Below are 15,180 nucleotides of genomic sequence, written 5' to 3'. Positions count from 1 at the left end.
GGGCGGAAGGACCGCGCCGGCAGCAGCGGCAGGGGGCAACCCGGCGGCCCGGGACGGTGTCGCGGGCGCCGCCGGGGGGGCGGGCGCGGTCGCCGCGGGCGCCGGCTCGGCACCGCGGCCCTTGACGGCGCGGACGATGAGCGTGGAAAAGACCACCAGCGCCATCGCCACGAGGATCACCCCCAGGACGATGACGACGATCTTCAGCGCCATGAGCCGTGCCTGCTCGCGGGCCTTGGCCTCCTCGGAGTCGCGGTCGCGGGCCTCGGAGGGCGGAGGGGTCGGGCTCATCGGGCGCTCGGCATCAGGACGGTTTGCGGGGATGCTCCCCGCCGGAAAGGAACACGCGTGACCCCGGACACGGCACCGGCAGAGGGGCGGATCGAGCTTCTAGCCCGCCCCGAGGACAAAGGCGAGCGGCTGGACCGGTTCCTGGCCCGCGCCATCCCGTCCCTGTCGCGCACGCGGCTGAAGGCGCTCGTGCTGGAGGGCTGCGTCACGGTGGCCGGCGCGCCGGTCGACGACCCGGGCCGCAAGGTCGAGGCCGGCGCCGCGATCGTCGTCGACGTGCCCCCGCCCGTCCCGGCCGAGCCGCAGGGCCAGGCCATCCCGCTCGACGTCGTCTACGAGGACGACCAGCTGCTCGTCATCGACAAGCCCGCCGGGCTCGTCGTCCACCCCGCCGCCGGCCACGACGACGGCACCCTGGTCAATGCCCTGATCGCCCATTGCGGCGACAGCCTCTCCGGCATCGGCGGCGTCCGGCGCCCGGGGATCGTCCACCGGCTGGACAAGGACACGACCGGGCTGTTGGTCGTCGCCAAGACCGACCGCGCCCACCAGGGCCTCGCCGCCCAGTTCGCCGACCATGGCCGCACCGGCCCCCTCGAGCGCGCCTACCGCGCCGTCGTCTGGGGCGTCCTGCCGCGCCAGCACGGCACCGTCGACGCCAATCTCGACCGTTCGACCCGCCATCGCGACCGCATGGCCGTCGTTCCGGCCGACCGCGGCCGCGAGGCGATCACCCACTACGAGCGCGACGAGAGCTTCCTGGGCGCCGACGGTTCGCCCGCCGCCAGCCTCGTGACCTGCAGGCTCGAGACGGGCCGCACCCACCAGATCCGCGTCCACATGGCGCATCTGGGCCATCCGCTCGTCGGCGACGCGACCTACGGGGCGGGATTCCGCACCAAGACGGCCCTGCTCGCCCCCGCCGCGCGGGCCGCGGTGGAGGCGTTTTCCCGCCAGGCGCTGCATGCGGCCGAACTCGGCTTCGAGCATCCCGTGACGGGCGAGACGCTGCATTTCGAAAGCCCGCTGCCGGCCGACATGGCCGCGCTGCTGGCCGCGTTGCGGGGCTGAGCCATCAAAATGTGCGAAACCACACGGCATATTTTGCGTTCTTGCGGTCCATAGCGGGCTTTCTTGCCCTCTTTCGGTCAAGGTCGGCCGGATGATACGCTGCAGCTGCGGCCGGCCGATCTGGCGGTCGCGACAGCGCCCGCTCGGCACGAGGGGCCAAAGGAGGATGGAATGGCGTCCGCCGCACTTCCGATCATTGCCGCCGAAGGCGGTCTTTCGCGGTATCTCGACGAGATCCGCAAGTTCCCGATGCTGCAGCCCGACGAGGAGTACATGCTCGCCAAGCGTTGGCGCGAGCATGAGGATTCCGAAGCGGCTCACCGGCTCGTCACGTCCCACCTGCGTCTCGTGGCCAAGATCGCCATGGGCTATCGCGGCTATGGCCTGCCCATCGGCGAAGTGATCTCCGAGGGCAATGTGGGCCTGATGCAGGCCGTGAAGCGATTCGAGCCCGAGAAGGGTTTCCGCCTGGCCACCTACGCCATGTGGTGGATCAAGGCCTCGATCCAGGAATACATCCTGCGGTCGTGGTCGCTGGTGAAGATGGGCACCACGGCGAACCAGAAGAAGCTGTTCTTCAACCTGCGCAAGGCGAAGAGCCAGATCTCGGCGCTCGACGAGGGCGACCTGCGCCCCGACCAGGTGAAGGCCATCGCCACCAAGCTCGGCGTCGCCGAGCACGAGGTGGTCGAGATGAACCGCCGCCTGGGCGGCGACGCCTCCCTCAACGCCCCGATCCGCAGCGACGGGGACGGCGAGGGCGAGTGGCAGGACTGGCTCGCCGACGACAGCTCCAGCCAGGAGAACATCCTGGTCGAGCAGGAGGAGGCCGACACGCGCCATCAGGCGCTGCGCGAGGCGCTCGGCGTGCTCAACGATCGCGAGCGCAGGATCTTCGAGGCCCGGCGTCTCGCCGAGGACCCGATGACGCTGGAGGACCTCTCGTCCGAATTCAGCGTGTCGCGCGAGCGCGTCCGCCAGATCGAGGTCCGGGCCTTCGAAAAGGTCCAGAAGGCCGTCAAGGAAGCCATCGCGCGGCGGGAAGCCGCGCGCCTGGCCCTGCCCACCGCGCGCGCCTGACGGCGCGCCGCGGTCGCATTTGCCGTCATTCTTTTCTGCGTCCGGGGCAGGGGATTCGAAAGGCCTCAGCCCTGCTGCCAGGCCTGCAGCGCATCCGCCAGCGTCCTGCCGCCCGTCGCGCCCTTTTCCACCAGAAGCACCGCGCGACGCCCGGTCGCGAAGCGCAGCGGCACCATGAACCAGTTGCGCCCGCGCATCAGGTCGAGGTTGCGCTGAACGTCCGACGAGAGGCTGCTCAGCCCGGTCAGGAACAGATTGTCCGTCACCGGAACCGCGATGCCCGCCAGCGGCGTGCCGCGCTGTCCCTCGTCCTGGCGCATCTCGGGCACGCCGACGTCACGCACCGGCCCGGTGGGGCTGCTCGCCGTGGCGGCGAACTTCAGTTCGATCGTATGCGAGGCGGGCAGGGCGGCGTCGCGGTTGCGACGGATGAGGAGATCCACCTTCAGGCCGGCGTCGGGCAGGTCCACGTCCGCCCGCACCGCCGCGTCCAGGGGCTCGCCCGGACCGGAGCTCACGCTGTCCAGCCGCCACCGAACCCGGCCTTGCGTCTGCCGAACCTCCTGGCTGCCCTCCGGCGGTTCCTCGATGAGGATCACGCGCTGGAGCACGCCGATGGGAGCCGCCTGCTGGGGCGCGGGGATGCTCGCCGTCTGCTGCGGAGGCTGGCCGGCTGAGGGGGCCGCGCCCCCTCCGGCGTTCGGCGCGGCCGGCCGGGACGGGTCGGTCGCCGCGGTCGCGGACGGGGCGTCTCCGCCCAGGCGGTCCTGGATCTTGGCGTTCGCGTCGGCAGCCGCCTGCTGTTGCGGCGTCTGCGGCAGGAACTCCGACGGCTGGTGCTTCAGCATCATCGCCGCTGTCGCCGTCAGGCCCACGACGAGCGCGATCGCGACGCCGATGACGCTGGCGCGCAGCCAGCGCCGGTCGCGGTTTTCCAGGCGGGGCGCCGGCGGCCGCGGACGAGCCGCCCCGGCGTCGCGCCAGCGCGCATCGTCGGCCGTGCCGGCGTCGCCGTCCGCGGGCGGCAGCCCCGTGTCGGCCATGCTCTCCGCCGGGCTGTGGGGCAGCGCGGTCTCGGGCACGACCGCGCTCACCGGCCGTCGCGCGGCAGCCGAGGGCGGCTGGACGACGACGGTCGCCGGGGGCGGCTCGGGTTCGGCCATCGGCGGCGCGACGACGGGTTCGGGGGCGCGCTGCACGCCACCGCCCACCTCGGTTTCCACGCGCCGGATGGCGTCCTCGAGGGACACCCGCTCGCGATCGATGTCGCCGTCGGGAATCGGCGGGTCCGAATGCCTGAGCTGGCCCAGCAGGGCCGCCGTCGCGCGCTCGTAGAGGTCGCGGCGTTGCTCCGGGCTGCTCGGCCCGAGATTCGCCACGGCACGCGAGATCAGCGGATAGTAGTCAGCCATGCCGTCTCACATCGGGTCTGCGGCCTGGAGCGTCAAGCCTCGAAGGGATTCTGCACGAGAATGGTGTCCTCGCGGTCGGGGCTGGTCGAGACCAGCGCCACCGGGGCGCCGATGAGTTCCTCGATGCGGCGGACATACTTGATGGCCTGTGCCGGCAGATCGGCCCAGGAGCGCGCTCCCGCCGTGGATCCGCTCCAGCCCTCGATCGTCTCGTAGACCGGTTCGACCCGCGCCTGCGCGCTCTGGCTCGCCGGCAGGTGATCGATCTCCTGCCCGTCGAGGCGATAGCGGACGCAGACCTCGATGGTCTCGAAGCCGTCCAGGATGTCGAGCTTGGTCAGCGCGATCCCGTCGATGCCGGAGGTCCGCACGGTCTGGCGCACCAGCACCGAATCGAACCAGCCGCAGCGGCGCTTGCGGCCCGTCACCGTGCCGAACTCGCGTCCCCGCTCGCCGATCCGGTTGCCGATCTCGTTGTCGAGCTCCGTGGGGAAGGGACCCTCGCCGACGCGCGTGGTGTAGGCCTTGGCGATGCCGAGGACATAGCCGATGGCGCGCGGGCCGAGGCCGGAGCCGGTCGCGGCCTGCCCGGCGACGGTGTTGGAGGAGGTGACGAAGGGATAGGTCCCGTGGTCGATGTCGAGGAGGGCGCCCTGGGCGCCTTCGAACAGGATCCGCTTCCCGGCCCGGCGCTCCTCGTCGAGCAGCCGCCACACCGTGTCCATGTAGGGCAGCACCTTCGGCGCCACCGACATGAGCTCCTCGCGGATCGCCGCCGCCTGGAACTCCGGCAGGCCGAGGCCGCGGCGCAGCGTGTTGTGGTGCGAGAGCAGGCGCTCGATCTTGTCGTCGAGCGTGTCGGGGTCGGCGAGGTCCATCAGCCGGATGGCGCGGCGGCCCACCTTGTCCTCGTAGGCCGGCCCGATGCCGCGCTTGGTGGTGCCGATGCGCGTGCCGGCGTTCGACGATTCGCGCAGCGCGTCCAGCTCCCGATGCACGGAGAGGATCAGCGGCGCGTTGTCGGCGACGCGGAGATTGTCGCGCGAGATCGGCACGCCCTGGCCGATGAGCTTCTCGACCTCGGAGGCCAGGTGATGGGGATCCAGCACCACGCCGCTGCCGATGACCGAGAGCTTGTTGGGACGCACCACGCCGGACGGCAGGAGCGACAGCTTGTAGACGTTCTCGCCGATGACCAGCGTGTGCCCGGCATTGTGGCCGCCCTGGAACCGGACGACCGTGTCCGCCTGTTCCGACAGCCAGTCGACGAGCTTGCCCTTGCCCTCGTCGCCCCACTGGGCGCCCACCACCACGACATTGGCCATTGCGCGTACTCCGAAGGATCCCATGGACCGCCGCGGGCGGTCGCTCAGTGCCACGGATGAACCGCCAGCGAAGGCGCCGGACGCAAGAGCCCCGGCTCATCCGCAAGTCGGAACGGCCGGGGCTTGCCGCGACGTGTTATACAATCGCGGCCGGAGCGTAAAGCGCACAGGCCATCCCGCCGCTCTCAGCGCGACAGCGGCACCGGCCCCGCGCCGAACACGAGATCCCTGTCCGCCGGCCATTTGAGCCGATAGCCGAAGCGGATCTCCTTCTGCTCGCCGGGCTGATAGTCCCAGGTCCAGCCGGTGACGCCGCGCTTGTCCCCGACCGTCTTCTCGGTGGCCGGCGTCGAGGTGGAGAGCAGTTCCACCGTGACCGCGCTGTTCTCGGACACGGGGAGCTGATCCAGCACGGCGATCCGCAGGGGCGTGTCGTGCAGGTTGCGGACAACCGTCTTGAATTCGCGGATGTCGGTTTTGCTGGAGCCGATCCAGCCCGGCTCGTTCTCCTTGCGGCGCAGCGGCACGCGCGTGACCTTCACCTTGTCGTCCGCGCCGAAGCCGAGATCCGCCTTGTCGCCCGAAGCCACCAGGCCGATCCGGCCGCGGCCGATCGCGGTTCCATCGCGTTGCAGCTGGACGAGCCCCGGCAGCAGCGGCGCGTCCTCGTCGTTGACGAAGGAGGCTTCCAGGTAGGCCGTGTCGTCCAGTGCCGGCGCGGTGCGCACCAGCAGCGTCGGGTCGAGCCGTCGGCTGGACAGCACGAGGTTGCGCTGGACGCCGTCGGCGGCGAGCGTCACCGGCCCGGTGACCTTGAAGGCGCTCTGGAACGGCGCGCTCTCGCTCGTGGCGGTCTCCACGCTCGCCGGCATGGTGGTGATCTTGCGGGCGCGCTCCTGGTCGGCGGCAGCCTCCTGCCGGGCCGCCAGCGCCGCGGCGGGGGCGGCGGGAGCCGGCGCAGCCATGGGCTGCCGCATGGCGTAGGAGGGATCGTACAGGTTGACGATCAGCGGCGGGACGTCGGGAGCCGCGGTGCCGCGCGCCGCGCGCACGGTGGACACGGTCATGGTCACGCCGGTCCAGTCCTCGCCGGTCTTCTGCTGCACCGCGGCGCGCCGCACGATCTCTAGCGAGGGTTTGCGATCGCGGCCGCCGGTATCCAGGCGGGCATCGTAGGTGGGGGTCCAGCTGGCGCCGCTCACCCGATAGGTCAGGCGCAGCGTTCCCTCAAGGGCATCGGCGGCGTCCAGTCCCACGGTGACGTCGCGGCGGGGAGCCGAAGGCGGCGCGGCGCGGGGGCGCGTGGCCTCCAGCGCGGCGATCTCGCCGTCCAGGCGCGTGCTGCGCCGGTTCAGGTCGACCAGGGTCTCGTTGACCTTCGCCAGGCCCTCGCCGACGGCGTCCCAGGCGGAGGCCCATTTCTCGACGGGCAGGATCCCGTTCTCGTCGGCCGGTCGGCTCGCCCCGGCCTGGGCGAAGCGCTGGATGGCGGCCTTCTTGCCCTCTGCGGCGTCGATCGCCGCCTTCAGGGACTCGCGCTGGGCCCGCAGGTCGTCGATGCGCCGTTCAAGCTCCGGATTGGCCGCGGCCTTGGGGTCGGCCGGGACCAGGCGCACGTCGACCGCGCCGATGGCGAGCCGTGCCGAGGCCTCGCCCTCCACGCGGATGGAGGCGGGATCAATGCTGGGCGACAGGTTGCGGAAGATGACCGTCGAGGCGCCGGCTGGCAGCCGCAGGGGCGCGGTCCGCACCACCGAGGCGCCGTCGGGATACACCGTGACCTCGCCGATCTGGGAGGCCAGGTCGATGTCGGCCGCGAAGGCGCAGACGGGCAGGAGCGGCGCGATGCCGGCGAGGAGGACCGGCAGGAGGCGGTGCGACATGGCTGGGTTCCGACGGCGGGACAGGCGCGCAGGAAACTGCCGGACTTGGGACGGCGTGCGGCGCAAGCGTGGCGGAAAGCGGGAGCTTGCTGCGGGCGACGGCGCAAAAGGAGGAGCGGAGGCGGGCGCGACGCCCGCCTCCGGGAAGGACGTCAGAAGAGACGCAGGACCGCCTGCTCGCGCTGGGAGGCGAGCGAGAGGGCCGTCTGGGCCAGCTGGCCGCGCGTGTTCAGCGAGATCAGGTTGGCACCTTCCTCGTTGACGTCGGCGAGGGTGAGCTGGTCGGCGCCGGTCTTCAGCGTGTTGATGATGGACGCCGTGAACTCCTGGCGGGTCTTCACGATGGCGCCGTTGGCGCCGAGCGCGCTCGCTTCGCTGCGCAGCGTCGTGATCGCCTTGGCGACGTTGGTGAGCTGCGTGGCGATGGCCACGTCGCCGGTGGTGTCGGTGCCCGCGCCGTTGGTCCAGGCGCCCGCGGCGCCCGTGGCGATGCCGAGCGCCGTCGCCGTCAGCGCGCCCGTGGCGAGGTTCTGGATGCCCAGCGTCGCGGTCGTCGTGCTGCCGTCGAACTTCACGGTCAGCTTGTCGCCCTTGAGCAGGTTGATGCCGTTGAAGCCGGAGTTGCCCATCAGCTCGTCCACCTGGGCGAGGATGGTGTTGTACTGCTTCATCAGCGACGCGCGGGTCGAGGAGTCGGTGGTGGCCGACGCCGAGCTGGCGAGACCTTGCGCGGTCTGCAGCAGCTTCGACATGCCGTCGATGCCGGTCGAGGCGGCATCGATCGTCTTCACCGCATTGCCCATCGCGTCCTGGAGGTTCGACAGGTCGCTCGCCCGGTCGTTGAGGCCCGCTGCCGTGAAGTAGTTCAGCGGATTGTCGATCGCGGTGTTGATCTTCCGGCCGGTGGCGAGGCGGGTCTGGGCGGTCGCCGCAGAAGCCGTCGTCTGCTGGATCGACAGGAGGGCATCGCGAATGCCCGAGGAGAGAGTGACTGCCATGGGTATGCTTCCTTCTGGTTCCGTACGCTGCCGTTCTGGCTCGCGATGGGAACAATTGGAGGAAGCTCGTTAATGAGAATACAACCAGAAATAGGCGCACTTCGAGATGCTTAACGCGACGTATCGAACGCGATCCAAAAACTTAATCGTTGTCAAATCGGCGAGGTCGCGCCCGCTCCGTCCGGCCCGGTGAAAGCGCTCCGCCGCCCAGGCCAGGCATCCATTGCGCGGGGATGACGGCAGCGAGAAAGGCGGCGGACTCTCGCCCGCCGCCCGTCACGTCAGAACAGTCGCAGCACGGCCTGCTCGCGCTGCGCCGCCAGCGACAGCGACGTCTGGGCCAACTGGGCGCGCGTGTTCAGCGAGACCAGCGAAGCCCCTTCCTCGTTGACGTCGGCGAGCGTCAGGGCGTCGGCACCGGAGCGCAACGTGCTGATCATGGCCGAGGTGAAGTCCTGGCGGGTCTTGACGATGGCGCCGTTGGCGCCCAGCCCGCTCGCCTCCGCGCGCAGCGAGTTGAGGGCCTTGGTCAGGTTCGTGAGCTGCGTCTGGATCGCGGCATCTCCGCTCGTGTCCGTTCCCGCCGTCGGCGTGCCGTTCGTCCAGGCTCCCGCCGCCGCGGTGACGACGCCGAGGGCATTCGCCGTGAGGGCGCCGGTGGCCATGTTCTGGATGCCGAGCGTCGCCGTCGTCGAACTCGCGTCGAACTTGACGTTGAGCTTGTCCCCGTTCAGCAGGTTGATGCCGTTGTAGCCCGAGTTCTTCATCACCTCGTCCACCTGCTTGAGGACGGTGTTGTACTGCGTGAGCAGGGACGCCCGGGACGTCATGTCGCTGGTCGCGGCGGCCGAACTCGCCAGGCCCTGGGCGGTCTGCAGCAGACGGGTCATGCCGTCGATGCCGGCGGACGCCGCATCGACGGTCTTCACCGCATTCGTCATCGAATCCTGCAGGCCGGCAAGGTCGCTCGCGCGGTTCGTGAGGCCGGCGGCCGTGTAGTAGTTCAAGGGGCCGTCGACCGCCGTCGCGATCTTCTTTCCCGTGGCGAGGCGCGTCTGTGCCGTCGTGGCCGCATTGGCGGCGTCCTGGATGGATTCCAGGGCCGTGCGAATACCTGCTGAAAGGGTAACGGGCATGGAAATGAACTCCTTCTGGCAATGAAGCGACCCCGTCCAGGATCGCGGAAGCACAATCCCAAGACGCGTGTAAACAAAAGTACAATTCGAAGTATATGGGGCTCAGTTCGGTAAACGATCCGTTGTTTTCTCTGGAAGCGAGCGATTTCAAGAAGATGACATGCCGTATTTTCGCCAAATTACAATCTAGAATTGCTTGAGCGGTTGTATTGTCGCTGGGGTGGGTGTCGGCGCGCCGGAGGCCGGCGAGGCGCGTTGGACGCTGGAGCAATCGATTGATAAGGGTCTGCTTGGCAAGATCGAGGTCCGGCTCCGACGGATTTGGACCGGAACCATTGAACGGGCGGGCCGGTTGTCGCGGCGAAGAGTGGAGAGGGTCGAAACCATGAAGAACACGACGATGCTGGTCCGGGCCGCGATGGTGCTGCCGGTGCTCGCGCTGGGCGCCTGCATGTCGTCCTCCCAGGTGCCGCGCCCCGTCGCCGTGAGTGCGCCGCCCGTGTCGAACGCGAAACTGATCCGGGCCGAGGGGACCTCCGGCTACCTCCTGCCCGACGGGACCCGCGTCATGCGCGACACCGAGGGCGGCTTCCAGCTTCCCAACGGCGCCTATGTCCAGCGCTCCACGTCCGGCGACCTCCTGCTGCCCAACGGCAACGTCTGTCGTCCGACCGGCCGCGACTACCTCTGCCCCTGAGGTCGATCACGCCTTCGCCGCGAAGAACCGGTTTGGCGGACGCTGCAAGCCCAGGTGGTCGCGCAGCGTCGTCCCCTCGTACTCGCGCCTGAAGAGGCCGCGGCGCTGGAGCTCCGGCACGACCGTGTCCACGAACGCGTCGAGACCGGCCGGCAGGAAGGGGAACATGACGTTGAAACCGTCGCAGCCGCGTTCCTCCAGCCACCGCTCCATCTCGTCGGCGATCGTCGCCGGCGTTCCAACGAAGGCGAGCCCGGCATAGCCGCCGAGCCGCTGCGCGAGCTGGCGCACGGTCAGGCCCTCGCGCTCCGCCAAGGCCAGCACGCGCTCCCGGCTACTCTTGCTCTGGTTGGTCTCGGGGATGGCCGGCAGCGGTGCGTCGAGATCGAAACCCGACACGTCGTGGCCCAGCGCGATCGACAGCGAGGCGATGGCGCTGTCGAGGTGGACGAGCCCGTCCAGCGTCGCCCGGATGGCCCGCGCCTCCTCGACCGTGTCGCCGACCACGACGAAGGCGCCCGGCAGGATCTTGAGGCTGTCGGGGTCGCGCCCGGCGGCCGGCATGCGCCCCTTCACGTCGGCATAGAACCGTTTCGCGTCGGCCAGGCTGCCGCCCGCGGCGAAGACGACTTCGGCCGTCTCCGCCGCCAGCTGCTTGCCCGGTTCCGAGGCGCCGGCCTGCACGATCACCGGCCAGCCCTGCGGCGGGCGGGCAATGTTCAAGGGACCACGCACCTTCAGGTGCTCCCCCTGGTGTGCGAGCACGTGCATGCGCGAGGGATCGAAGTAGATCCCGCTGGCCGCGTCGCGGATGAAGGCGTCGTCGGCGAAGCTGTCCCACAGGCCGGTGACCACGTCGTAGAACTCGCGTGCCCGCTCGTAGCGCTCGCCGTGCTCCATGTGCTCGTCCAGCCCGAAGTTCAGCGCCGCGTCGGGATTGGACGTGGTGACGATGTTCCATCCCGCTCGCCCGCCGCTGATGTGGTCGAGCGAGGCGAAGCGCCGGGCGATGTGGTAGGCGGCGTCGAAGGTCGTCGAGGCCGTCGCGACGAGGCCGATCCGCTCGGTCGAGGCGGCCAGCGCCGAGAGCAGCGTGAACGGCTCGAAGGAGGTCACCGTGTGGCTCCGGCGCAGGGCCTCCACGGGCATGTTCAGCACGGCGAGATGGTCGGCCATGAAGAAGGCGTCGAACTTCGCCGCCTCGAGCCGACGGGCATAGTGGCGAATGGCCGGGAAATTGAAGTTCGCGTCGGGCAGGGCGCCGGGAAACCGCCACGCGCCGGTGTGGATGCTGATGGGGCGCATGAACGCGCCGAGCTTCAGCTGACGTTTCGACATGGCTGGTCCTCGCGTGCGGGAGATGTCGCGGCGCGGTCGCGATGCGCCGCGTGCCGATGCTCGCGCTCCCGGCGGCGTGCCGCAAGAGAGGGATCTTCCCTTTGTCGCGGCCCGAACGCGCCGAAACGCATGTCCGGCGGGCCCGCGGGAGGGCGTTCTTCCGGTGCGCTGGTCTGCAAGGCGCGCGGTTGTCAGATGACCCGCCGCTGTTACAGTCGCGCAACTCTCCGTGGCGGGGCCCAACCGCCCCCCTGATCGCCGCTCCGTCCGCCCTGCACATCGCCCTCACGCTGGTCGTGGTGATGGCGGTGGAACGCTCGTCGGCGTCGCGCGGGCGGTGGGGTGCTGGAGCGTGCCACCGGCATGCGACCACGAAGAGCCGCAGTGCATGCATCGAGGAGAACGCCATGCCTGACTATCGGATCGATCCCATGCCGGCGCAGCCGTCCGCCGCGCTGGTGGACAAGCTGCTGCAGGTGGAAACGGCCACCGTCGGCCATTCCCAGCATTGGGGGTTCATGGATCGCGGCATCCAGCCGCTTCTGCGCCGCAAGCGCATCGCCGGCGCCGCCGTTACGCTGGCCATCCCCGGCCAGGACTCGACGCTGCTCCATCACACGCTCGGCCTGCTGCGCCCGGGCGACATCCTGGTCGTCGACCGGCTCGGCGACGACAAGCATGCCTGCTGGGGCGGCGGGGTCACCATCGCGGCCAAGGCCGCCGGCGCGGTCGGCGGCATCGTCGACGGACCGTGCACCGACCTCACCGAGATCGAGGACTCCGACTTCCCGCTGTGGTGCCGAGGCATGTCGCCGATCACCACGCGCCTCTACAATCTGGGTGGCACGCTGAACCTGCCGATCTCGTGCGGCAACGTGCCGGTGCGCGCCGGCGACATCATCCTGGCCGACGAGTCGGGCGTGCTCGTGCTGCCCGCGGGCGAGGCCGAGGCCATCGCCGACGCGGCCATCGCCCGCCAGGAGCGCGGCGAGCGCACGCAAACCCGCGTCAAGGCCGGCGAGAAGCTGGGCGACATCTCGGGCGCCACCCGGATGGTGCTCGAAGCCATGAAGCAGAACGGCTGAGGATGCGCCCCATGCCCGCACCGCGCGTCGCGACCTTCACCTGCGAGAAGCGCCCGGCCTCGGGCTCGCGCGGCATGGTCGTCACCAACCACCCGCTGGCCTCCGCCGCCGGCTCGGAAATGTTGCTGGCCGACGGCAACGCGATCGATGCGGCGGTCGCCGCGCTCTTCGCGCTCACCGTCGTCGAGCCCATGATGGTCGGCATCCTCGGGGGAGGCATCGCCCATCTGCGTCTCGCCGATGGCCGGCACCTCGTCGTGGACGGCCTGTCGACGGCCCCGCACCGCGCGAGCTCGTCCATGTACGAACCGGTCTCCAACGAGATCGGCAAGGCCCGCGACGTCCGCGACCGGCTGAACGTCGTCGGGCCGCTCGCCGTCGCGGTGCCGGGCGCGCTCGCCGCCTGGTGCGAGACGCTCGAGCGCTACGGCACGCTGTCGCTCGCCGAGGTGCTGCAGCCCGCCATCAGGCTCGCCGCGCGCGGCTTCGTCGTGAGCCCCTACCTCTCCGACTGCGCGGGCGACTGCGCCGCCGATCTCGCCGGCGATCCGGGGCTTTCCGCGCTGTTCCTGCCGGGTGGCGAGGCCATCCGCGCCGGCTCCCGCCTCGTGCAGGAGGACTATGCCCGCACGCTGTCGCTGATCGCGGAGCAGGGACCCTCGGCGCTCTACGGTGGAGAGCTCGGCGGGACGCTGGCGCGCTTCATGGCTGACAAGGGCGGCCTGATCGACGAGAAGGATCTGGCCGACTACCGCGTGGTCACGCGCGAGCCGGTGCGCGGCACCTATCGCGGATACGAGATCGTCGGACCGCCGCCGCCCGCCTCCTCCGGCGTGCACGTCGTGCAGATGCTGAACATCCTGGAAGGTTGGGACATCGGCGCCCTCGGCTTCGGCTCCACGGACGCGGTGCACCTGCTGGCGGAGGTGCTGAAGATCGCCTTCGCCGATCGCGCGGTCGCGACGGCCGATCCCGCCTTCGTCAAGGTTCCGATCGGCCGGCTCACGGACAAGGCCTATGCGGCGGAGCGGCGCGCGCTGATCCGGATGGACGAGGCGAGGGAGTGGCTGCCCGGGATCACCGGCGGCGAATCCGCCGACACGACGCACGTCACGGTGGCTGATCGCTTCGGCAACGTCGTGGCCGCGACGCAGACGATCAACGGCCTGTTCGGCGCCTGCACGCAGATCCCGGGCACGGGCATGATCGCCAACAACTACATGTTCAACTACGATCCGCATCCCGGGCGCGCGCTGTCGATCGCGCCGGGCAAGCGCTGCTTCACGTCCATGGCGCCGATGATGGCGCTGCGTGACGGGCGGTTCTCCTTCGCGCTCGGCCTGCCCGGCGCGTTGCGGATCTTCCCCTCCGCCATGCAGGCGATCGTCAACCTGATCGACCACGGCATGAGCCTCCAGGAGGCCGTCGAGGCCCCCCGCGTGTGGACAGAAGGCGGCGTACTCGAGCTCGAGCACGCCATCCCCGACGCCGTCGCCGACGCGCTGACCGCGCGCGGCCACCGCATCGTGCGCGCGCCCCGCGTGGCCGGCGGCATGAACGCGATCGCGCTCGAGACGGACGGCACCTTCACGGGCGCTGCCTGCTGGCGCGCCGACGGCACGCCCGTCGCGCTGGCCGGCGGCCGGGCGCGGGCCGGCGTGCGCTTCTCCATCACCTGATCCACACACCACGGACCGTCCCATGACTGAAAAGATCGTCTTCCTGGATCCCATGGATCCCAAGCGCGCCGACGTGATCCGCGCGATGCTGCCCGAGGGCTTCGTCCTTGCCCACGGGACGGCACGCGGCGACGACCATCTCAAGGAGATCATCGCCGACGCCGACTACGCCATCTCCGGCCAGGTCGCCGTGTCGGGCGACGTGCTGCGGGCCGCCAGGAAGCTCAAGCTGCTGCACAAGTGGGGCGTGGGCGTCGACAACCTCGACACGGAGACCGCCCGGCAGCTCGGCATCAAGGTGGCCCGCACGACGGGCAACAACACGGTGGCGGTGGCCGAGTTCACGGTCGCCCTCGCGCTCGCGGCCCTGCGCTGCATTCCCCACAGCCACATGAAGCTGAAGGGCGGCGAGTGGCGTCCGCCGAACGTCCCCGGGGAGACCTTCCTGCTGTCGGGCAAGACCGTCGGCATCATCGGGTTCGGCGGCATCGGCCAGACCGTCGCGAAGCTGCTGCGCGGCTTCAACTGCAAGATCCTCTACTACAAGCGCAACCCGCTCACGGCCGAGGAGGAGCAGCCGCTGAACGCGCGTCACGCCCCGCTCGACGAGATCTACGCCAGCGCCGACGTCATCGTCCTGAACTGCCCGCTGACCCCCGAGACGAGCGGTCTGATCAACCGCGACAGCCTGGCGAAGATGAAGAAGACGGCGGTGCTGGTGAACACCGCCCGGGGCGGCGTCGTGGTCGAGGACGACCTCGTGGACGCGCTGCGGGCCCGCACCATCAGCGCCGCGGCGATGGACGTCTACTCCGTCGAGCCGCTGCCGGCCGACAGCCCCCTGCTCACCCTCGACAACTGCGTGGTGACGCCGCACCTGGCGGCCATCGTCGTCGACATCTTCAAGTCGACGGTGCTGCACATGTTCCGCAACATCCAGCACGTCTCACGCGGCGAGCCCGTGCCTGAGATCGACAGCGTGGTGTGAGCAGGCTGTTGTTCCACTGCCTGCCCCAAGCTCCTCATCCTTCGACACGCGGCCTGCGGCCGCTGCTTAGGCCCTGTGAACCTTTGGCCGAAGGACGGGCCGTCCAGTTCAAACCGACCTCTCAGCCGTCATCCCCGGGCTTGGTGTACAGCCCGGAGACATACCTGACAGCTGTTCGGGGACATCCCTGACACTCT

13 protein-coding genes are annotated in these 15,180 nt (G+C 70.1%); 6 read left to right on the top strand and 7 right to left on the bottom strand.

Features of this window, described 5'->3' with window-relative positions:
- Positions 1-291: hypothetical protein (locus tag Q0Q47_RS30135; protein ID WP_293868757.1), on the bottom strand; the 291-nt coding region annotated here is incomplete at its 3' end.
- A gap of 90 nt (positions 292-381) precedes the next feature.
- Here Q0Q47_RS30135 and Q0Q47_RS30130 point away from each other — a divergent pair.
- On the top strand, positions 382-1,362 hold the full coding sequence (locus Q0Q47_RS30130; protein WP_293868759.1) for an RluA family pseudouridine synthase: 981 nt from the start codon (positions 382-384) through the stop codon (positions 1,360-1,362).
- 171 nt (positions 1,363-1,533) lie between these two features.
- Entirely contained in the window at positions 1,534-2,442 is a 909-nt protein-coding gene (gene rpoH, locus Q0Q47_RS30125) for an RNA polymerase sigma factor RpoH (RefSeq protein WP_293868755.1), read from the top strand.
- Between the two features lie 65 nt (positions 2,443-2,507).
- Here rpoH and Q0Q47_RS30120 read toward each other — a convergent pair whose 3' ends face one another.
- The 5 genes from Q0Q47_RS30120 to Q0Q47_RS30100 all read right to left on the bottom strand — a co-directional run bounded on the left by Q0Q47_RS30120 (position 2,508) and on the right by Q0Q47_RS30100 (position 9,196).
- Complete coding sequence (locus Q0Q47_RS30120) at positions 2,508-3,854, bottom strand: histidine kinase (protein ID WP_293868753.1); 1,347 nt, start codon at positions 3,852-3,854, stop codon at positions 2,508-2,510.
- 32 nt (positions 3,855-3,886) lie between these two features.
- Complete coding sequence (locus Q0Q47_RS30115) at positions 3,887-5,179, bottom strand: adenylosuccinate synthase (protein WP_293868751.1); 1,293 nt, start codon at positions 5,177-5,179, stop codon at positions 3,887-3,889.
- Between the two features lie 185 nt (positions 5,180-5,364).
- Entirely contained in the window at positions 5,365-7,062 is a 1,698-nt protein-coding gene (locus Q0Q47_RS30110) for a mucoidy inhibitor MuiA family protein (RefSeq protein WP_293868749.1), read from the bottom strand.
- A 152-nt stretch (positions 7,063-7,214) separates the two neighbouring features.
- Positions 7,215-8,060 (bottom strand): flagellin, encoded by an 846-nt coding sequence (locus Q0Q47_RS30105; protein WP_293868747.1) that lies wholly within the window; start codon positions 8,058-8,060, stop codon positions 7,215-7,217.
- Between the two features lie 281 nt (positions 8,061-8,341).
- Complete coding sequence (locus Q0Q47_RS30100; protein WP_293868745.1) at positions 8,342-9,196, bottom strand: flagellin; 855 nt, start codon at positions 9,194-9,196, stop codon at positions 8,342-8,344.
- A 385-nt stretch (positions 9,197-9,581) separates the two neighbouring features.
- On the opposite strand from Q0Q47_RS30100, the gene Q0Q47_RS30095 reads away from it, so the two are divergent.
- Positions 9,582-9,893 carry a hypothetical protein gene (locus Q0Q47_RS30095; RefSeq protein ID WP_293868743.1) on the top strand — a complete coding sequence of 104 codons (312 nt, stop codon included), beginning with the start codon at positions 9,582-9,584 and terminating at the stop codon, positions 9,891-9,893.
- 6 nt (positions 9,894-9,899) lie between these two features.
- Here Q0Q47_RS30095 and Q0Q47_RS30090 read toward each other — a convergent pair whose 3' ends face one another.
- Positions 9,900-11,231, bottom strand: coding sequence for an LLM class flavin-dependent oxidoreductase (locus tag Q0Q47_RS30090; protein WP_293868741.1), 1,332 nt, complete (start codon positions 11,229-11,231; stop codon positions 9,900-9,902).
- A 407-nt stretch (positions 11,232-11,638) separates the two neighbouring features.
- Here Q0Q47_RS30090 and Q0Q47_RS30085 point away from each other — a divergent pair, with 407 nt between their 5' ends.
- The 3 genes from Q0Q47_RS30085 to Q0Q47_RS30075 are packed head-to-tail and all read left to right on the top strand — an operon-like array spanning position 11,639 to position 14,983.
- On the top strand, positions 11,639-12,316 hold the full coding sequence (locus Q0Q47_RS30085; protein ID WP_293868739.1) for an RraA family protein: 678 nt from the start codon (positions 11,639-11,641) through the stop codon (positions 12,314-12,316).
- 11 nt (positions 12,317-12,327) lie between these two features.
- On the top strand, positions 12,328-13,995 hold the full coding sequence (gene ggt / locus Q0Q47_RS30080; protein ID WP_293868737.1) for a gamma-glutamyltransferase: 1,668 nt from the start codon (positions 12,328-12,330) through the stop codon (positions 13,993-13,995).
- A 22-nt stretch (positions 13,996-14,017) separates the two neighbouring features.
- Positions 14,018-14,983 (top strand): 2-hydroxyacid dehydrogenase, encoded by a 966-nt coding sequence (locus tag Q0Q47_RS30075; protein WP_293868735.1) that lies wholly within the window; start codon positions 14,018-14,020, stop codon positions 14,981-14,983.
- Positions 14,984-15,180 lie beyond the last annotated feature (197 nt).

The organism is uncultured Alsobacter sp., from assembly GCF_945952055.1.
Classification (GTDB): Bacteria; Pseudomonadota; Alphaproteobacteria; order Rhizobiales; family Beijerinckiaceae; genus Alsobacter.
This window is presented reverse-complemented; position numbering and strand designations above follow the sequence as displayed.